The organism is Halalkalibacter hemicellulosilyticusJCM 9152, assembly GCF_000513115.1.
GTDB lineage: Bacteria > Bacillota > Bacilli > Bacillales > Bacillaceae_D > Halalkalibacter > Halalkalibacter hemicellulosilyticus.
The window spans coordinates 78,800-98,942 of the sequence record NZ_BAUU01000003.1; the positions used below are offsets into that span (position 1 = coordinate 78,800).

The 20,143-nt window shown below is 38.9% G+C and carries 18 protein-coding genes and 1 pseudogene; 18 read left to right on the forward strand and 1 reads right to left on the reverse strand.

The features are described 5' to 3' along the window. The 8 genes and pseudogenes from priA to spoVM all read left to right on the forward strand — a co-directional run bounded on the left by priA (window position 1) and on the right by spoVM (window position 9,725). Window positions 1–2,397 carry a primosomal protein N' gene (gene priA, locus JCM9152_RS02455; RefSeq protein WP_035340495.1) on the forward strand — a complete coding sequence of 799 codons (2,397 nt, stop codon included), beginning with the start codon at window positions 1–3 and terminating at the stop codon, window positions 2,395–2,397. Window positions 2,398–2,430: 33 nt separating this feature from the next. After that, window positions 2,431–3,375: a methionyl-tRNA formyltransferase gene (gene fmt / locus JCM9152_RS02460; RefSeq protein ID WP_035340496.1), complete on the forward strand. Its 945-nt coding sequence runs from the start codon at window positions 2,431–2,433 to the stop codon at window positions 3,373–3,375. After that, a pseudogene (rsmB, locus tag JCM9152_RS02465) lies at window positions 3,368–4,717 on the forward strand (16S rRNA (cytosine(967)-C(5))-methyltransferase RsmB). Before fmt ends, rsmB begins: the two are co-directional and overlap by 8 nt. A gap of 47 nt (window positions 4,718–4,764) precedes the next feature. Next, window positions 4,765–5,520 carry a Stp1/IreP family PP2C-type Ser/Thr phosphatase gene (locus JCM9152_RS02470; RefSeq protein WP_035340498.1) on the forward strand — a complete coding sequence of 252 codons (756 nt, stop codon included), beginning with the start codon at window positions 4,765–4,767 and terminating at the stop codon, window positions 5,518–5,520. Beyond that, the gene (pknB, locus tag JCM9152_RS02475) at window positions 5,520–7,487 is read left to right on the forward strand and encodes a Stk1 family PASTA domain-containing Ser/Thr kinase (RefSeq protein ID WP_035340500.1); all 1,968 of its coding nucleotides are present in this window, start codon (window positions 5,520–5,522) and stop codon (window positions 7,485–7,487) included. Before JCM9152_RS02470 ends, pknB begins: the two co-directional genes overlap by 1 nt. Window positions 7,488–7,763: 276 nt before the next feature. Next, a complete protein-coding gene (gene rsgA, locus JCM9152_RS02480; protein WP_035340502.1) occupies window positions 7,764–8,645 on the forward strand; it encodes a ribosome small subunit-dependent GTPase A in 882 nt (293 codons plus the stop codon). 4 nt (window positions 8,646–8,649) lie between these two features. Further along, on the forward strand, window positions 8,650–9,297 hold the full coding sequence (rpe, locus tag JCM9152_RS02485; protein WP_035340504.1) for a ribulose-phosphate 3-epimerase: 648 nt from the start codon (window positions 8,650–8,652) through the stop codon (window positions 9,295–9,297). Between the two features lie 347 nt (window positions 9,298–9,644). After that, entirely contained in the window at window positions 9,645–9,725 is an 81-nt protein-coding gene (gene spoVM / locus JCM9152_RS02490; RefSeq protein WP_035340506.1) for a stage V sporulation protein SpoVM, read from the forward strand. Between the two features lie 73 nt (window positions 9,726–9,798). Here the strand turns inward: spoVM and rpmB are convergent, their stop codons facing one another. Then, window positions 9,799–9,987, reverse strand: coding sequence for a 50S ribosomal protein L28 (gene rpmB / locus JCM9152_RS02495; RefSeq protein WP_035340508.1), 189 nt, complete (start codon window positions 9,985–9,987; stop codon window positions 9,799–9,801). A gap of 208 nt (window positions 9,988–10,195) precedes the next feature. On the opposite strand from rpmB, the gene JCM9152_RS02500 reads away from it, so the two are divergent. The 10 genes from JCM9152_RS02500 to rnc all read left to right on the forward strand — a co-directional run bounded on the left by JCM9152_RS02500 (window position 10,196) and on the right by rnc (window position 20,107). Continuing rightward, window positions 10,196–10,558 carry an Asp23/Gls24 family envelope stress response protein gene (locus JCM9152_RS02500; protein WP_035340510.1) on the forward strand — a complete coding sequence of 121 codons (363 nt, stop codon included), beginning with the start codon at window positions 10,196–10,198 and terminating at the stop codon, window positions 10,556–10,558. A gap of 20 nt (window positions 10,559–10,578) precedes the next feature. Next, window positions 10,579–12,261 carry a DAK2 domain-containing protein gene (locus JCM9152_RS02505; protein WP_035340512.1) on the forward strand — a complete coding sequence of 561 codons (1,683 nt, stop codon included), beginning with the start codon at window positions 10,579–10,581 and terminating at the stop codon, window positions 12,259–12,261. Window positions 12,262–12,291: 30 nt separating this feature from the next. Then, window positions 12,292–13,158 (forward strand): DegV family protein, encoded by an 867-nt coding sequence (locus JCM9152_RS02510; protein WP_035340515.1) that lies wholly within the window; start codon window positions 12,292–12,294, stop codon window positions 13,156–13,158. 262 nt (window positions 13,159–13,420) lie between these two features. Then, window positions 13,421–15,460: an ATP-dependent DNA helicase RecG gene (recG, locus tag JCM9152_RS02515; RefSeq protein WP_035340517.1), complete on the forward strand. Its 2,040-nt coding sequence runs from the start codon at window positions 13,421–13,423 to the stop codon at window positions 15,458–15,460. 80 nt (window positions 15,461–15,540) lie between these two features. Continuing rightward, the gene (fapR, locus tag JCM9152_RS02520; RefSeq protein ID WP_035340735.1) at window positions 15,541–16,104 is read left to right on the forward strand and encodes a transcription factor FapR; all 564 of its coding nucleotides are present in this window, start codon (window positions 15,541–15,543) and stop codon (window positions 16,102–16,104) included. Between the two features lie 14 nt (window positions 16,105–16,118). Then, entirely contained in the window at window positions 16,119–17,114 is a 996-nt protein-coding gene (plsX, locus tag JCM9152_RS02525) for a phosphate acyltransferase PlsX (RefSeq protein ID WP_035340519.1), read from the forward strand. 10 nt (window positions 17,115–17,124) lie between these two features. Then, window positions 17,125–18,054 carry an ACP S-malonyltransferase gene (gene fabD / locus JCM9152_RS02530; protein ID WP_035340521.1) on the forward strand — a complete coding sequence of 310 codons (930 nt, stop codon included), beginning with the start codon at window positions 17,125–17,127 and terminating at the stop codon, window positions 18,052–18,054. Next, window positions 18,054–18,797 (forward strand): 3-oxoacyl-[acyl-carrier-protein] reductase, encoded by a 744-nt coding sequence (gene fabG, locus JCM9152_RS02535; protein ID WP_035340522.1) that lies wholly within the window; start codon window positions 18,054–18,056, stop codon window positions 18,795–18,797. Before fabD ends, fabG begins: the two co-directional genes overlap by 1 nt. Window positions 18,798–18,832: 35 nt before the next feature. Beyond that, window positions 18,833–19,066, forward strand: coding sequence for an acyl carrier protein (acpP, locus tag JCM9152_RS02540; RefSeq protein ID WP_035340524.1), 234 nt, complete (start codon window positions 18,833–18,835; stop codon window positions 19,064–19,066). A 249-nt stretch (window positions 19,067–19,315) separates the two neighbouring features. Then, entirely contained in the window at window positions 19,316–20,107 is a 792-nt protein-coding gene (gene rnc / locus JCM9152_RS02545; protein ID WP_081727866.1) for a ribonuclease III, read from the forward strand. The last annotated feature ends 36 nt before the right edge of the window (window positions 20,108–20,143 follow it).

Here is a 20,143-nt window from a genome sequence, read left to right on the forward strand (position 1 = left end):
ATGTATGCCAAAGTCATTGTTGATGTTCCATCTGCTCAAACTGATCGTCAATTTGATTATGAAATTCCTGATAATTGGAAAAGTATTGTTCAACCAGGTATGCGTGTTGTCGTACCATTTGGCCCTAGAAAAATACAAGGTTTTGTTATGTCCATTTCTGAGCAATCGTCGTATGAGCAAACGAAAGCCGTTGTTGAGTTATTGGATGCTGAGCCGATTTTAGCTGATGAGTTTCTTCAGCTAGGTAATTGGTTAGCTGAAGAAACTCTTAGCTTTAAAGTTTCTGCCTATCAATTAATGATTCCCGCTGCTTTAAGAACGAAGGTGAGAAAGCAATTAAAAGCGAATGAAATAGATAGCCTCCCCCCTCATCTACGGCGATTGTTTGATCAAGGGAAGGTCTATCAATGGGATGATCTTATAAAAGAGGGTGCTTCCGTTCTATCTGATGTACAGGCGGAGGTTAAGAAGGGCACGTTAGAAGTAGAGTATGTTGTACTTGAGAAAGGAAAAACGAAAACGCAACGTTTAGTTCAGCTTAACATGTCATTAGAACAAGCTTTATCGTTGCTAACGAAACGAGCCAATAAGCAAATAGAGCTTGTCCATATTTTAAGTAGACAGCCAGCTCCTATTTCGATTCAAGCTTTATTAGAAGAAGGACAAACAACACATGCTTCATTAAAGCCTTTGCGTGAAAAAGGAATTATTAAGGAAGTTGATCAAGAGGTTTACCGAGACCCCTTATCTGGTCTGCAATTTGAACGAACAGAGCCATTAAAATTGACGAATCAGCAGCAACAGGTTGTAGATCAAGTGAATCCTTGTATCCAAAAAGAAAAGCATGATGTTTTTTTATTACATGGTGTGACTGGTAGTGGTAAGACGGAAGTGTATTTACAAGTTATTCAACAAGCGCTAGATCTTCAAAAAGAGGCGATTATGCTCGTGCCAGAAATTTCGTTAACACCACAAATGGTGAATCGGTTTAAAGGTCGTTTTGGTTCAGAAGTAGCCGTTTTGCATTCTGGCTTATCAATGGGAGAGAAGTATGATGAATGGCGAAAAATTAAACGAAAAGAAGTGAAAGTTGTTGTTGGTGCTCGTTCGGCGATCTTTGCTCCGTTTGATCGTTTAGGTATGATTATCATTGACGAAGAGCATGAAACAAGCTATAAGCAAGAGGAGAATCCACGATATCATGCTCGAGATGTTGCTATATGGCGTGCGCAATATCATCAATGCCCTGTTATATTAGGTAGTGCTACTCCATTGCTTGAAACGTATGCACGCGCGAAAAAAGAAGTCTATCATCTATTAACGTTAGATGAACGAGTTCAGAATCGTAAAATGCCAGCAGTACATATAGTCGATATGAGAGAGGAGCTTCGAGAGGGTAATCGTTCGATGTTCTCTACAGTTCTTTTTGAAAAATTAAAAGATCGTGTAGCTAATGGAGAACAAAGCGTGCTTTTCTTAAATCGAAGGGGACATTCTACGTTCGTTATGTGCCGAGATTGTGGATATGTTGCCACATGTGAATCTTGCGATATTTCACTTACGTATCATCGTAGTCAAAATCGGTTAAAATGCCATTATTGTGGTCATGAAGAATCTATGCCACGTACGTGCAAATCATGTGGAAGTGAGCATATTCGCTTCTTTGGGTCAGGTACTCAAAAGGTTGAAGAAGAATTGACTCGAGTATTGCCAGAAGCAAGAGTGATTCGCATGGATGTTGATACGACACGTAAAAAAGGGTCACACGAACGGCTATTATCAGCATTTGAAAAAAAACAAGCTGATATCTTGCTTGGGACACAGATGATTGCGAAAGGACTAGATTTTCCATCGATTACATTAGTCGGTGTATTAGCAGCGGATTCAATGCTTCATATTCCTGATTTTCGTTCTGCAGAACGAACGTTTCAATTACTCGAACAAGTCAGTGGACGGGCAGGTCGCCATGAACTTACTGGTGAAGTTGTCATTCAATCGTATTCACCAGAACATTATAGTATTGATCTTGTTAAAGCACATGATTATCAAGCTTTTTTTCAAACAGAAATGAACCAAAGAAAGTTTGGACAGTATCCTCCTTATGTGTATATGACTCTTATAACGATATCTCACCAAGAGTTAATGAAGGTGATAGATGTTGCAGAAACCGTGGTTGCTTTTTTAAGAAGAGAATTATCAACGGAAACAACTGTGTTAGGGCCTGTTGCTTCTCCGTTAGCGCGTATAAAGGATAGATATCGTTATCAATGCATGATAAAATACAAAAACGAACCAAAGCTTAGAAAGGTGTTAGTTGAAATTAGAGAGCACTATCAGCGTGAGTTAAATAAAGGCTTACAGCTAACTATTGATCTTCAACCATATTTATTTACATAAAGATCGTTATTGAAGAAAGAAGGCGGTTAAAAAATGAAAATAGTATTTATGGGGACGCCGGATTTTGCGGTTCCTGTATTACGTTCGTTAGTAGAATCAAATCATGAAGTAGTTGCAGTAGTTACGCAACCAGATCGTCCAGTAGGGCGAAAAAAAATACTAACCCCCCCTCCAGTTAAAGTCGAAGCACTTGCACATGGAATTTCTGTATTACAGCCAGAAAAGGTAAAGGATATGCCAGAGGTGGAAAAGGTGCTTGAATTTGAGCCAGATTTAATTGTAACGGCGGCCTTTGGTCAAATTTTGCCGAAAGAATTGTTGGAATATCCAACGTTAGGCTGTATTAATGTACACGCTTCGTTATTGCCGAAGTATCGAGGAGGTGCCCCGATTCATCAAGCGATTATTGATGGTGAAAAGGAAGCAGGAGTAACGATTATGTACATGGTTGAAAAATTAGATGCAGGAGATATGCTTTCTTATGTGAAGGTTCCAATAGAAGAGCATGACCATGTTGGAACATTACATGATAAGTTAAGTAAAGAGGGGGCAAGGCTGCTATTGTCAACTATTCCTAATATCGTTAGTGGCAAGGCTAAAGCGATCCCACAAGATGAATCTCAAGTGACTTTTGCTCATAACATTACAAGAGAAATGGAGAAGATTAATTGGGAGCAATCAGGTGAAGAAATTTATAATCATATTAGAGGTCTCCATCCATGGCCAGTTGCATACACAAAGTTAAATGATAAAGGTCTTAAAGTGTGGTGGGGAGAGAAGGTTTCAAAACAAGGAAACTTTGAACCAGGTGTTATTGAAAGAATTGAGGAAGATGGAATAATCGTTGCTACTGGAAATACAACTTCTATCAAAATAACTGATTTACAACCAGCAGGTAAGAAAAGGATGGATGGTTCAGCATTTATCCGAGGTGCAGGGGCATCTCTTACAGTTGGAATGAGGGTTGGAGATGAGTAAGCTCGTACGTGAAGTGGCACTAGATGCTTTATTACAAGTGGAAGAGAATCAAGCTTACAGTCATTTGTTATTAAATCAAAAAGTTAAAGAAAATCATTTTTCAAAGCAGGATGTAGGCTTGATGACAGAAATGATTTATGGAACCATTCAACGGAAAAATACACTGGATTATTATTTAACACCATATGTTAAACATGGATTTGAATCAATTGAGCAATGGGTTCACGTTCTATTACGTTTATCAGTTTATCAAATGGTATTTTTAGACCGTGTCCCTGATAGAGCCGTTATCCATGAAGCGGTTACGATCGCCTCAAAACGTGGTCATCGAGGAATTAGTGGGATGGTGAATGGTATTTTACGTTCCTTTCAACGTCAGGGGCCCTAGTTTCATTCTATAAAAAACAAGAAAAAAGCTATGGCACTTGAGTTAAGCTTTCCCAAATGGCTCATTTCGAGATGGATTGAGCAATATGGCGAAGAAGAAACAATGAAGATCTGTCAAATGAGTCATCGTCCCCCAGCAGTCACGGTTCGTGTAAACCGAATGAAATCAACAGTAGCAGATGCTTTAGAAGCACTGCAAAACGAAGGAATTGTTGTAGAAAGAGGGCATTTGTCTGAAGACGGATTAATTGTAAAGACTGGACATGTTTTCACTACAAATGCATATCGAAACGGTCTGATTACGGTTCAGGACGAAAGCTCAATGCTCGTTGCAAGAGCACTTGATGTGAAAGAAGGTATGGAAGTTATCGATGCTTGTGCAGCACCAGGTGGAAAAACGACTCATATTGCAGAAAGGATGAATAACGTCGGTCGCTTGTACTCATTTGACTTACATGAGCATAAAATTTCTCTTATTCGTGAACAAACAGCCCGTCTTGGATTAACAAATGTGAAGGCAGTGGCCTTTGATGCGAGGAAGATTGATGAATATGTCGGAGAGAAGCAATTTGATCGTGTATTAGTAGATGCACCGTGCTCAGGTTTTGGGGTGATTCGTCGCAAGCCTGATATTAAATGGAACAAAAAACCTTCAGATATTGCAGCGATTCAGTCCGTTCAAATGGAATTGCTTTCTGCGTTGAGTAAGCACGTGAAAAAAGGTGGAAAAATCCTTTACAGTACATGTACAATTGATAAAGAGGAAAATGAAGGAACAGTCGAGAATTTCATAAAGAATCATCCGGAGTTTCAGTTAGATCAATCATTACCAGCAAGGTTGCCTGAGAAGCTTAGTGAAAGTGGGCGTATTAAGACAGGAATGGTTACCATTTTGCCTCACGATTTTGAAACAGATGGTTTTTTTATTGCCTGTTTTGAAAAGGTGAAAGATTGAACGAACACCATTCGGGTGTTTTAGAGATGAGAAGAGGTGATTAGGAGATGGAGTTTGCATTTCAAACAGATTCTGGAATGGTGCGACCACATAATGAAGATAGTGGCGGTATTTTTAAAAATAACGTTGGTATTTTGGCTATTGTAGCTGATGGTATGGGAGGACACCAAGCAGGAGATGTTGCTAGCTCAATGACAACAGATTATTTTCGTTCTCTTTGGGAGCAAAAGGAAGAAAAGATGACGATCGATGAATCAGAAAAATGGCTAATCGATCATTTTAACAAATTAAATGAAAAGCTATTTCACCACGCAAACGAACATGAAGAATGTAAAGGTATGGGGACGACATTGGTAGTCGCCTTATGTACGAGTGAATATGTATCGATTGCTCATATCGGTGATAGTCGTGCCTATGTACAAAATCAAGATGGTTTTCAATTAAAGACAAACGATCATTCACTCGTACAGGAGCTTGTCAATACCGGACAAATTTCAGAAGAGGAAGCAGAGCATCACCCACGTCGAAATGTACTTTTACGTGCACTTGGTACAGGGCTTGATATAAAAGTAGATGTTTCTACCTTTCAAGCAGACGAGAGTGATTACGTTCTTCTCTGTTCAGATGGTTTGACAAATAAGCTTTCAATAGAGGATATTGAGGAACAGCTACAAGCGCATGAGGAAATAGAACAAAAGGCAAATAAATTGATTCAACTTGCTAATGAACGTGGTGGCGAAGACAACATTACAGTTGCCATCATTTCAATGTCTTTAGTAAGGTCCGATGGGAGTTCGAGCTAATGAATGGACAACGAATAAGTGGACGTTATCACATTCTTGAAAAAATTGGTGGAGGAGGGATGGCAAATGTGTATAAAGCACATGATGTCATCCTTGATCGTGAAGTTGCTGTTAAAGTCCTGCAACCACAATTTTCGAGTGATGAACAATTCATCCATCGTTTTCGCAGAGAAGCTCAAGCTGCAACAAGTTTGAACCATCCGAATATTGTCAATATATATGATGTTGGTGAAGAAGATGATACGTATTATATTGTGATGGAATATGTTGAGGGACAAACGTTAAAAGAGTTGATCCAAATGAAGGGAGCACTTGATGTCGAGGAAGCGGTTGGCTACATGGAACAAATGCTTTCCGCGCTCTCTCATTCTCATGCAAATCAACTTGTTCATCGTGATATTAAGCCCCATAATATTTTAGTCCGTCATGATGGGCTTTTAAAGGTGACAGACTTTGGTATCGCACGTGCTATATCTGCGGCAACTATTACCCATACAAATTCAGTTATGGGATCGGTTCAGTATTTATCACCTGAGCAAGCACGTGGAGGTCAAGTAACGTTTAAATCTGATATTTATTCATTAGGTATTGTCTTTTATGAAATGGTCACGGGCAGGATTCCATTTTCTGGTGACACAGCTGTTTCAATTGCTATTAAGCATCTACAGCACGATACTCCTTCTATTAAAGATCTGAATGAACAATTACCTCAAAGTATCGATAATATGATCAAAAGAGCGACGGAAAAAGATCCATTGAAGCGTTATGATTCGATTCAAGATATGGAGGAGGATCTATCGACTGTATTGCATCCTAGTAGACTAGAAGAAGAACCATACAACCAAGCAGTTGATGAAGAAGCGACAAAAGTCATTCCAGTTATTAAGGATGAGGATTTAGAAAAAACGATTGAAGCACCAGTCGAAAAAGAAAAAGAACAAACGGAAGAAGAGACAACGCCACCTCCTAATAAGAAAAAAAGGAAAAAAAATAAAAAACTTATCATCCTATTAACGGTCATTGCGATATTGCTAGGATCAATTATTATTGCATTTACCGTGATTCCGCGTTTATTACACGTCAATGAAGTAGAAGTGCCTGATTTTACTGAAATCCCTTTTGAGGATGCGGAAGAGGAGTTAATTGAATTAAAGTTAATAGCCGAACGAGAAGATGTGTACCATGAATCAGTTCCAAATGAACACGTTGTTCGACAAAATCCATTGCCTGGCTCAATGGTAAAGGAGCAAGCACCTATTACTTTGTTTGTTTCTTTAGGTCAAGAAGAAATGGAGATTGATGATTACATTGGTACGAATATAGATCGTGCTGAAGCATTATTAGAAAGTCAAGGTTTCACAGTTAAAAGAGATGCACGTGAAACAAATGAGGAAGAACCAGGAATTGTGTTAGAGCAAGACCCGAGTGGAGGGGACATGGTTGTGCCAGCAGAAACGACGGTGACACTAACCTATAGTGTTGAAGCGCCAATTCGGTTACAAAACCTTGTCGGCCTAGAAGAATCAGCTGTAAAGGACTATTTTGCTGAAGTCGATCTGAATGGTGATTTCGTCGAAGAATATTCATCATCGGTAGAAGAAGGCCGGGTCATTAGGCAGGATCCGGGTGCTTTCACAATGTTATCAAAAGGAGATGATGTCATTGTCGTCATTTCTCAAGGGCCTGAACCAGAACCTGAACCAGAAGTAGAACCATCAAAGTTCTTCTCACAAAATTACCGTATTGTAGTAGAAGATGAAAATGGAAATAATTCTTATCGCATTAAAATTGTATATCGTGATGCTTCAACAAAAGGAGAAGATCGAGTATATGTTGAAGAACAGATTAGTGAAACAGTGACCTACCGCATTCAATTGGAAGTCAGCTCATCATATCCTGGATCATATGATGTATATGTAGATGAAGAGTTAGTTGAACAATCAGATGTATTTCATTATGATGACTAAACAATACTAAAACGAGAACATGATATGAAGTTAATGGTTTATAATGGTTGTTAAGGAATGAGGCTGGGACAGAACAAAAGTGTTTAACAGAGAATCTAAGCATCTTAGAACGTAGCGGGTGGAATATGCATAGACTCGCGCGGAAAGCGAAGTATATTTCAAGATTGGTTAATTTGCATCGTCACGTATTAGTTCGGATTCTCATTCATAAAAACGTTTGTCCCACCCTCGTCCAAGGTGAAAATCATTTTGATTATTCTAAATGGGAGGTTTTGAATGGCGAAGGGTAAGATTATTAAAGCCTTAAGTGGTTATTACTATGTGAAAAATGAAGATGGTTTGTTTCAATGCCGAGCACGGGGGAATTTCCGAAAACGAAAAATCAAACCATTAGTAGGTGACGAAGTTGAGTTTGAAGCTGAAAATCGAACAGATGGTTATATATTAGACGTCTCTGAGCGGAAAAATGAATTAGTTCGTCCTCCGATAGCGAATATTGATCAGGCTATCCTTGTTTTTTCTGCTTTAGAACCTGATTTTAGCTTACTACTATTGGATCGTTTTCTTGTTCATATTGAAGCGAATGCGATTAAACCACTCCTTGTTATTAGCAAGGTTGACTTAGTTGATGAAGAGCTCTTTGTATCATTGCATACATATAAATCTTTATATGAGTCAATTGGCTATACGGTCCTTTTTACATCTACGAATGAAAAAAGTGACATTAATGACCTTAAGCCTTTTATAGAGGGGAAAATGAGTGTTGTTGCAGGTCAGTCAGGTGTTGGGAAGTCGTCATTATTGAACATTCTAGATCCAAATCTCGATATTGAAACGAATGAAATTTCTTCTCATTTAGGAAGAGGGAAGCATACAACGAGGCATGTTGAACTGCTGCCGATAGCGGGTGGATTAGTTGCTGATACTCCTGGATTTAGTTCTCTTGACTTTGTTGACATATTGCCGGAGGAGTTATCTCTATATTTTCTTGAAATGAAAGAGTTATCTACGGAATGTAAGTTCAGAGGATGCACACATAGCTCTGAGCCACATTGTGCTGTAAAGAAAGCATATGAAAAAGGGGAGATTGCTCAATCGCGTTTTGAGCATTACCTACAGTTTTTAGAAGAGATAAAAAATCAAAAAAAGAGGTATTAATAATATGGTAAAAATAGCACCTTCCATTTTATCAGCGGACTTTGCAAAGCTTGGTGAAGAAATTAAAGATGTAGAAAAGGGTGGGGCTGATTATATTCATGTTGATGTCATGGATGGTCATTTCGTTCCGAATATCACAATAGGCCCTCTAGTCGTTGAAGCAATAAGGCCTGTTACACGTCTAATACTAGATGTTCATTTAATGATAGAAAATCCAGATAAGTATATTCCACTTTTTGCAAAAGCGGGAGCAGACATTATTTCGGTCCATGTAGAAGCTTGTCCTCACCTTCATCGTACGATTCATCATATAAAAGATTTAGGAATTAAAGCAGGTGTTGTCCTTAATCCTGCTACCCCCGTTTCTATACTTGAAACCATTATTGATGATGTTGACCTTGTATTACTTATGACGGTCAATCCAGGCTTCGGTGGACAAACATTTATACCTGCTGTATTAAGTAAGATACAAGATGTATATTCGCTTACACAAGAAAGAGGGCTGGATATTGATATCGAAGTAGATGGTGGTGTGAATGAAGAAACTGCAAAGCAATGCATAGAGGCTGGTGCGAACGTCTTAGTTGCAGGCTCATCAATTTACAATATGAATGACCGTAAACAAGCAATAGAAGTTTTAAGAGGTAAATAATAAGAAGGCTTTAGGCCACTGAAAAAGTTAAAACCAAACTTTTTCAGTGGCCTTCGCTACGGTGGATTTCTTATAGGTCACTTTTCAATAAGAATCATCATATATTGTGGATTGAGGGCATATGTTTAAAGGTGAAGGAATAAAGTTAAGTTTAATATGAAATGAATTTGAAAAAATGGGGAATAGAATCTTGTTCACGCATATAATTGAAAGAGGATAGGTCGTTCTAATGATCAAAATGATTCGTGTCATTCTTGATCAAGCCCAATTGTATCGTAAGCAGTTTCACCTTTAGCAATCAGCAACAACCTTATTCATTTGGTTATTTATGTTGAGGAGGAGGAGCTATGAAATTTTACACGATTAAGCTACCAAGATTTTTAGGCGGTATTGTCAAAGCGGTATTGAATTCATTTAAAAAAGGATAATGAAAAGAGGGTGTTTCATAAGCTCATATAGAACTTATGGAACACCCTCTGTGTAAGGGGCTTATAAAGCCTATTACACACGTTGTACTTTACCTGATTTAAGTGCGCGAGTAGATACGTAAACACGTTTTGGCTTACCATCTACAAGGATACGAACCTTTTGTACATTTGCACCCCAACGACGCTTTGTTTTATTCAGAGCGTGAGAACGCTTATTGCCACTACGTGCTTGCTTACCAGTAATATAACATTTACGTGCCATCATATGCACCTCCTTATTTCCGATGCGAAACGCTCAATTTCATACTTAGATATAGTAGCATAGCACATGATCGATTGCAATAACTTACTGAAAACTTTATCAAGTAATCTTGCTTGACAGTTCAAATCCGAGATTTGCTTTTAAAATGAAGGATTGTATAGTAAAATAACATTACTAATGGATGTTAAGGAATGAGGAGGTTCGATCAATGACAATTGAAATGAAAACTCAACTAGGAACTGTCGATGTATCAAAGGATGTTGTTGCGACCATTGCAGGTGGGGCGGCTATTGATTGCTACGGCATTGTTGGAATGGCATCGCAAAAACAATTGAAAGACGGTTTATCTGATTTATTAGGAAAAGAAAATTTCAGGCGCGGAGTCGTTATCCGTGAAGAAATGGAGCAAATTCATATTGATATGTATATTATTGTGAGCTATGGAACGAAAATATCAGAGGTAGCTTATAATGTACAGACGAAAGTAAAATATCAATTAGATCAAATGTTAGGGCTAGATGTAGATTCTGTGAACATTTTTGTTCAAGGAGTCCGCGTCACGAACCCATAAGATGTTAGGAGGAAATGTTCGTGGCAATGAAGCGAATTGAAGGAAATAAGCTTGCTCACATGTTTATCGAAGGAGCAGCAAATTTAACAAATCATGTTAAGGTTGTGGATGCATTAAATGTATTCCCTGTGCCTGATGGTGATACAGGAACCAATATGAATCTTTCTATTACTTCAGGAGTGAAAGAAGTAAAGCAGCAAATACATGGAAATGCAAGTCAAGTTGCCTCTGCCTTTGCAAAAGGATTGTTAATGGGGGCAAGAGGGAACTCTGGTGTTATTTTGTCACAGTTATTTCGTGGTTTCTCAAAAGAACTTGAAGGGAAGCAGACTGTCACTTCTGAAGATTTTGCGCTGGCGCTTCAACATGGTGTCGAAACGGCATATAAGGCAGTAATGAAGCCAGTGGAAGGTACCATTTTGACGGTTGCAAAGGATGCAGCAAAGGTAGCTAAGAAGGCTTCGCAAAAGGATGAAAACCTTGTTCATGTGATGGAGGCTACATTGGAAGAAGCTAACCGATCATTAAAGAGGACCCCTGATCTATTACCTGTCTTAAAAGAGGTTGGTGTAGTTGATTCTGGTGGACAAGGGTTAGTATACATTTATGAAGGCTTTTTGGCTGTGTTAAAAGGAGAAAAGCTTGCAACTACGAATCAAGAAGCACCGTCTATGGATGATCTCGTAAAAGTAGAACATCACAATGCTCAAAGTCATCTTGCTACTGAGGATATTGAATTTGGCTTTTGTACAGAGGTGATGGTTCAATTTGCAGACGATAAGCTAGCGACACACCCTTTTAATGAACCTGATTTTCGCCAAGAATTAAGTGAGTTAGGTGATTCACTATTAGTTGTGTCAGACGAAGATTTATTAAAAGTACATATACATGCAGAGCATCCAGGAGAGGTTTTAAATAAGGCACAACGTTTTGGTGAGCTTGTTAACATTAAGATTGAAAATATGCGAATGCAGCATACCAATTTATTAGAAGAATCAAAACAACACCATGAACAAGAAAGAAAACTTAGTCAATCTCAAAATCAAAGCGAGTATGGTATTGTAACCGTTTCGATGGGTGAGGGAATTGCGAAACTGTTTAAAGGCTTAGGAGCTAGTGTTGTGATTCCAGGTGGACAAACGATGAACCCTAGCACCGAAGATATTATTAAGGCGATTAAAGAGGCCAATGCAAAAAAAGTTATAATTTTGCCGAATAATGGTAATATTATTATGGCTGCAGAACAAGCTGCAGAAGTTGCTGGAGAAGATGTTAGCGTCGTCCCGTCTAAAACAGTTCCACAAGGGTTAGCAGCACTATTAGCATTTAACCCATCTCAATCACTTGAGAATAATCAAGATACAATGAAAGCTGCATTAACATCTGTTACATCTGGACAAGTTACGTATGCCGTTCGAGATACGACTATTGATGGTGTAGAAATTAAAAAAGATGATTACATGGGCATTGCAGATAAGAAGATTGTTAGTTCTGGACAAAGTCTACTTGAAGTCACGAAAGATTTATTGGATGACATGATTGATGAAGAATCAGAAATTGTGACGTTATTACAAGGTGAAGATGCGACGGATGAAGGAACAAAGGAAATCGTTCACTACATTGAAGAGAAATACGAAGATGTAGAAGTTGATGTTCATCAAGGTGATCAGCCACTTTATTCTTATTTATTGTCAGTTGAATAAAATAATGATACAAAAAGGGAGTTGTCGGAAATGTCTACGATTAAAATTGTGACAGATAGCACCGCAGATATCCCCAATACGTTAGCCGAAGAATTAGGAATTACCGTAGTGCCATTGAATGTTATTTTTTCTGATGAAGAAGTTTATGAAGATGGTGTCACACTTACTGCGGATCGATTTTATGAATATGTTAAAGAGCGTAATGTCATTCCTTCAACCTCTCAACCGACTCCTTATCAATTTGAGGAATTGTATCGTTCGTTGTCAGACGAGGATACCGAAATTATTTCTATACATTTATCATCTAAATTAAGTGGAACGTATCAGGCTGCAACCATTGCAAAGCAAGCTTTGGAAATGGATTCGATTCATGTGATTGACTCAAAGAGAGCTTCATATGCGATAGGCATTATCGTTGTCGAAATAGCGAAATATGCAAAGTCAGGCAAGAGCTTAGAGGACTGTCTTTCGAGGTTAGAGGAGTTACTTAACGATACAACCGTTTATTTTATGGTCGACACATTAGAATATTTGCAAAAAAATGGCCGAATTGGTAAAGCATCAGCATTATTAGGCTCAATGTTGAAAATTAAGCCGATTCTCTCATTAAATGAAGCAGGAGAAGTGTATTCATTTGAAAAGGCTAGAGGTCAAAAGAAGGCACTAAATCGAATACTTGAAGTGTTTGATGAACAATTTGGGAGAGAGCCTGTACATGTAGGTATTTCTCATGCAGTTAATGAACAATATGCTCGTGATGTTTTGTCACTTTGCCAGCAAAGGTTTAATGTTCAAAGTGATGTGATTACATCTATTGGAGCGGTCATTGGGGCACATGTCGGGCCTGGAACGATCGCCATTTCAATCACTCGGGCAAAGAATGAAGTCGTTGAATGATATAAATGTTTGTAAAAGGAGTTATCAAGGCACTGAAAAAGTTTGATTTTTAACTTTTTCAGTGCCCTTTAAGCGATGTGCGAAACGGTAAATGCTTGATACGATCGGAAATAGTGTATCAAGCAATAAATGAAACCATTGTTAGTCAAATGAGTGGCCTTGAGTTTTTTCCCTTGCGTTAGTTGGATCACTCCTTTTTCTTCCTTCAGAAAAGATATGTTAAAATAAGCTTGAATGGTTGTTAGAAATGAGGTGAAGGGATATGCAACATTTACCTATAACAGAGGTAAAAGGGATAGGTGAAGAAACAGCAGTTCAGCTTGCTGACCTTCGAATTCATACAATTGCTGAATTAATTGAGCACTTTCCTTATCGGTATGAAGATTATCAAATTAAAGATTTACATCATGTGAAACATGAGGAACGAGTGACAGTCATAGGTACGATTCAAACTGAGCCCTCTATTAGGTATTATGGAAAAAAGAAAAATCGTCTATCTTTTAGGATGTTAATAAATGGCGTATTGGCAACAGTGACTTTTTTTAATCGTGCATTTTTAAAGAAGCAAATTGTAGTAGGTGCCAAAGCGACTGTAACGGGTAAATGGGATCAACACCGTTTAATGATTACAGCGTCGGAGTTTAAGCAAGGTGAGCAAGAACGTGAACAAACATTAATGCCTATTTATTCAACAACAGGCTCATTAACGATTAAGAAAATGAGAAAGTATATTCAACAAGCTCTCCTTCAATATAAAAGTGAAATCATTGACCCGATACCAGCTTCTTACTTGCAGGCATATAAGCTTCCGAATAAAGCACAAGCGATACAGGAGTTGCATTTTCCTTCTAGTCATGAGTCTTTAAAGCATGCAAGAAGACGTATCGTTTATGAGGAATTTTTATTCTTTCAATTAAAAATGCAAGCTTTTCGAAAGATGTCACGAGAACACTCAAATGGTCAGAGCTTAAATATAAATGATGAAGCGGTTCAAACGTTTGTTTCGCATTTGGCCTTTCCACTTACAGGTGCACAAAGTCGAGTAAAGGATGAAATTATTGCAGATATCAAATCCTCTTATCAAATGAATCGGTTATTACAAGGCGATGTTGGATCAGGCAAGACAGTTGTGGCAGCAATCGCTATGTATGCTGTTGTTGAAGCTGGTTATCAAGCAGCCCTTATGGTTCCAACTGAAATCTTAGCTGAGCAGCATGTTCAATCGTTACAAGTATTATTTGAGCCGTTCGGCATAGAAGTAGAATTGTTAACTGGATCGGTAAAAGGGCGTAATCGAAAGGACTTACTAGCAAATGTTTTATCAGGGTCAACAAAAGTCATTGTAGGGACACATGCACTCATTCAAGATGATGTACACTTTTCAAAGTTAGGGCTTGTCATTACTGATGAACAGCATCGCTTTGGCGTTAATCAAAGAAGGATACTTCGTGATAAAGGACAACACCCGGATGTTCTATTTATGACGGCTACTCCTATCCCCAGAACATTGGCTATTTCAGTATTTGGTGATATGGATGTTTCGATCATTGATGAGATGCCGGCGGGACGTAAAGCAATAGAGACTTATTGGGCTAAGCCTGATATGCTTACGAGAGTATTAGATTTCACTGAAAAAGAGCTAAATAAAGGTAGACAAGTATATGTCATTTGTCCATTAATTGAGGAATCTGATAAGCTTGACGTTCAAAATGCAATTGATGTTCATCTATTGTTACAGCAGCATTTTGAAGGGAAATGGAAAGTCGGATTAATGCATGGGAGATTACATCCGAGCGAAAAAGACGAGGTAATGAATGCATTTAGTCAAAACGAAACGCAACTATTGGTGTCAACAACTGTTGTAGAAGTTGGAGTAAACGTTCCGAATGCGACAGTGATGATTATTTATGATGCAGAGCGTTTTGGGCTTGCTCAACTCCATCAACTAAGAGGAAGAGTTGGAAGAGGCGATGCTCAATCGTACTGTATATTACTAGCTGACCCTAAGTCGGAAATTGGAAAAGAACGTATGAAGATTATGACCGAATCGAATGATGGTTTCGTACTCTCTGAAAAGGATTTAGAATTACGGGGGCCAGGAGATTTCTTTGGATCTAAACAAAGTGGGTTGCCTGAATTTAAAGTAGCCGATGTCGTTCATGATTATCGAGCATTAGAAGTGGCAAGGCAAGATGCACAATCACTTATTTTTTCTACCTCGTTTTGGAAGGAAGAAGAATTCGCCTTACTTCGGGAGTATTTAGAAAAAGAAGGTGTATTGGATGGGCAAAAAATTGATTAACTATTGAAATCAACTTGTACCAATTATATACTACTCTTAGTACCTAGTAATAAAAGTGAATAGTGTGGATGGTGAAACCGATGAAATTAAAAAAGAAGGAACGCCAAACACGTTTACAGGAAATGTTGCAGTTAAATCCATTTTTAACCGATGAGGATTTATCAGAAGCATTTTCAGTTAGTATACAAACGATACGGCTTGACCGATTAGAATTATCGATACCTGAACTGAGGGAGCGTATTAAAGGAGTGGCTCAAAAGCAACTTGATGAGTTAAAAGCACTTGCACCCGATGAAGTGATAGGAGAGATCGTCGACCTTCAACTTGACCAACGTGCGATATCTATATTAGATGTCGGCACGGAGCATGTGTTTGCGCGCACGGGAATAGCTCGAGGACATCACCTGTTCGCGCAGGCCAATTCTTTGGCAGTTGCTATTATTAATGATGAAATGGCTTTAACGGCAAAAGCTAATATTCGTTTCTCGCGTCAAGTACAAGCTGGGGAGCGCGTGATTGCTAAAGCGAGTGTTTCAGGAAAGCAACGTGAACGAACGATCGTTCACGTGAAAAGCTATGTCGGAGATGAGTTAGTATTTTCAGGAGAGTTTGTCATGTTCCGATCAGCGGTAAAGGATTCTTAAAAGGAGAGACCATGATGAAAATATCAATTGATGCAATGGGAGGCGACAACGCGCCTAAAGCTCAAGTAGAGGCTGCTCAAAAAGCAGCTCAAACTTATTCCGATTTGGAAATAACGCTTGTTGGTAACGAAGAAGAGATTAAGAAATATTTAATTAAAGAAGAGAGAATATCGATTTTACATACGACTGAAAAGATTGAGGATACGGATCAGCCGACGACAGCTGTTAGAAGAAAGAAAGATTCATCAATGGTATTGGCTGTTAGAGAAGTGAAGGAAGGAAGAGCGGATGCAACGATTTCTGCTGGTAATACAGGAGCCTTAATGACAGCTGGCCTGTTACATGTTGGCCGTATTAAAGGAATTGATCGACCGGCTTTGTCACCAATGTTACCAACACTAAATGGAAAAGGCTTTTTACTACTTGATGTTGGGGCAAACATGGATGCTAAGCCTCAGCATTTAGTACAATATGCTATAATGGGTCACACTTATATGCAGATGGTGCGAAATGTTCGTCAACCTCGCGTTGGTTTATTAAATGTAGGTACTGAAAACGGAAAAGGAAATGAGCTTACTAAAGAAACCTTTTCATTGCTTGAGAATGCTAACATCAATTTTGTTGGTAATATAGAAGCAAGAGATTTACTTAATGGAGTTGCCGATGTCGTTGTAAGTGATGGATTTTCTGGAAATCTTGTTTTAAAGTCCATTGAGGGGACTGCTGGAGCTCTTTTTTCGATTATGAAGAAAGAATTAACAAGCTCACTTTTTTCAAAAATGGCTGCGGCAGTATTAAAACCGCGCTTTCGAAAAATAAAAAATCAAATGAGCTATTCGCAATATGGGGGCGCTGGGCTTTATGGTTTAAAAGCACCCGTGATTAAAGCTCACGGATCTTCAGATGAGACGGCTGTTTTTCATGCTATTAGACAGGCGTATGAGATGGTTGATCAGCAGGTGGTAACAATCATTAAAAGTGAAGTAGCTAAATCAGTAAATGAAGAATAGGAGAGATATGATGGGGAAGGTAGCGTTTTTGTTTCCGGGGCAAGGATCACAATCAGTTGGAATGGGTAAGGATGTAGATTCTGATTGTTTTGCACGCGCAGATCACGTTCTTGATTACTCGTTATCAACGATTATGTATGAAGGTCCAGAAGAAGAGTTGAAGAAAACAGAACATACTCAACCAGCACTTGTTACAATGAGTGTGGCACTACTTCAAATAATGCAGGAAGAAGGTTTAACGGCTGACTTTGTTGCTGGTCACAGTCTTGGTGAGTACAGTGCTTTAGTTGCAGCAGGAGCGATGAGATTCGAGGATGCCGTTTATGCGGTGCGTCAACGTGGATTGTTTATGGAGGAAGCTGTACCAAATGGTGAAGGTGCAATGGCCGCTGTATTAGGTTTGGAACGTGCTACATTAGAAACAATTTGTACGAGAGCCGAGGAACATAAAGGAATAGTTGAGCTAGCTAATTTAAATTGTCCAGGACAAATTGTGATTTCAGGCTCTGCTGCTGGTGTAAAAGAGGCTAGCCGATTAGCGAAAGAAGAAGGAGCACGTCGTGTGTTACCATTGCAAGTGAGCGGACCGTTCCATTCGTCGTTAATGAAACCAGCTGCAAAGAAACTTGCAACGGTGCTAGAAAAGTTAGAAATAGAAGATGCAAACATTTCTGTGATTGCTAATGTGTCTGCGACTGCGGTCAATGATGCTTCAGCCATTCGTGAGAACCTGATTCAGCAAGTTTATTCGCCTGTTTTATGGGAGGATACGATTCACACTTTATTAGATAATGGTGTCGACACATTTGTTGAAATAGGAAGCGGTAATGTTTTAACCGGGCTAGTTCGAAAGATCAACAGAAAAGTAAAAGCGATCTCTGTACAGTCAAAAGAAGATGTTATGAAAGTCAAGGAGCAATTAGAAGGAGTGAGTGAATAATGCTACAAGGTCAAACAGCGATTGTGACAGGCGCTTCTCGTGGGATTGGTCGTGCAACGGCACTTGAGCTTGGACGTAATGGGGCTAATGTTGTCGTGAATTACGCAGGTAGTCAAGCAAGAGCAGAAGAGGTGGTCGCGGAGATTAAAGGGTTTGGAGTTGACGCTATTGCCATTCAAGCAAACGTTGCTGATGGAGAACAAGTGAAAGCGTTAATTAAGCAAACAGTTGATGCATTCGGGCGTATCGATATTCTTGTTAACAATGCTGGAATCACACGAGATAACTTGCTAATGCGTATGAAGGATGACGAATGGGATGATGTGATCAATACGAATTTAAAAGGAGTCTTTCAATGTGCAAAGGCAGTTAGTCGACAAATGATGAAGCAACGATATGGTCGTATTATTAATGTTGCTTCGGTAGTAGCTGTTTTAGGAAACGCGGGTCAAGCGAATTATGTCGCAGCGAAAGCGGGTGTAATCGGGTTAACAAAGACTCTTGCACGGGAGTTAGCTAACCGTAATATTCATGTGAATGCAGTTGCTCCAGGTTTTATTGAAACGGATATGACAGATGAGCTAGGAGAAGACATGAAAGCTCAGCTGTTAAATCAAATTCCGCTGGCAACATTAGGTAAGCCTGAAGATATAGCCAATACCATTCGCTTTTTGGCAAGTTCAGATGCGAATTACATGACAGGACAAACATTACATGTTGATGGCGGAATGGTTATGCCATAAGATAGAATGGTACTCTTGAGAGGAGGTGAACGAAAATGGCAGATACTTTATCACGTATTACGAAGATTGTTGTTGATCGTCTAGGTGTTGAAGAAGCAGAAGTGAAGCCAGAAGCTTCATTTAAAGACGACCTTGGTGCAGATTCATTAGATGTTGTAGAGCTTGTAATGGAGCTAGAAGATGAATTTGACCTAGAAATTTCCGACGAAGAAGCGGAGAAAATTTCAACGGTTGGAGATGTCGTTGATTACATAAACAGCCGTAATTAATAGGAAGGCATGGAGGCTGGGGCATAACGATAGTGTTTAGCTGAGAATTCGAACATTGTGCGTAGAACGCGGAGGCTCACTAGCTTCCCGCAGAAAGCGAACGAATGTCAGGAGTGGTTTATTTGCACGACTGTGTATTTGTTCGATTTCTCATTGATTAAAACACTTTTGTCCCAACCTCTACTGTTTATTAAGAAAAGATTGCTACGTTATTTTTTTGTGTTAGAAAAAGACGGAGGTGGTTTATGAATGCCACAATCTTCAAGACCTTCAAAACGTGCTAGGTACCAGCATGATCGTAGACGTGCACCTCGTAAAATGGTGCTTTCAAAAGATCAAAAGCAAAAGTTTGATGAGTTAATGGAGCGATTGCAATTAAATTTTGATAATCGTAAATTATTAATTCAAGCCTTTACCCATTCATCCTATGTGAATGAGCATCGTATTTTTTCTTGTCAAGATAATGAACGTTTAGAATTTCTCGGTGATGCTGTTCTTGAACTATCTGTTTCTCAATTTTTATTTAAACAATTTAATACGATGAGTGAGGGAGATATGACAAAGCTCCGTGCTTCTATTGTATGCGAACCTTCTCTAGCTCTATTTGCCCAAGAGTTAAAATTTGGGGAGATGGTGTTGTTAGGAAAAGGCGAGGAAATGACAGGTGGAAGAGCAAGACCGGCTTTATTAGCCGATGTATTTGAAGCATTTATTGGTGCTCTTTACCTTGATCAAGGACTTGATACGGTTTTAGAATTTCTAAATCATACGATTTATCCTAAGATAAACGATGGTGCTTTTTCTCATATGATGGATTTTAAAAGTCAGCTTCAAGAATTTATTCAACGTGATAACCTCGGTTTAATCCAATATTTAATCGTTCAAGAGCGTGGGCCTGCCCATAATCGTGAATTTGTATCAGAGGTGCAATTAAATGGGGAAACTCTTGGAGTCGGTACAGGGCGCTCAAAGAAAGAAGCTGAACAACATGCTGCTCAACAAGCACTTATGAATGTAAATGAAAAAGAAAAGTTAAAATAATGGAGCTAGTCATAGAGTGACTCTCAGCCTGTCGAT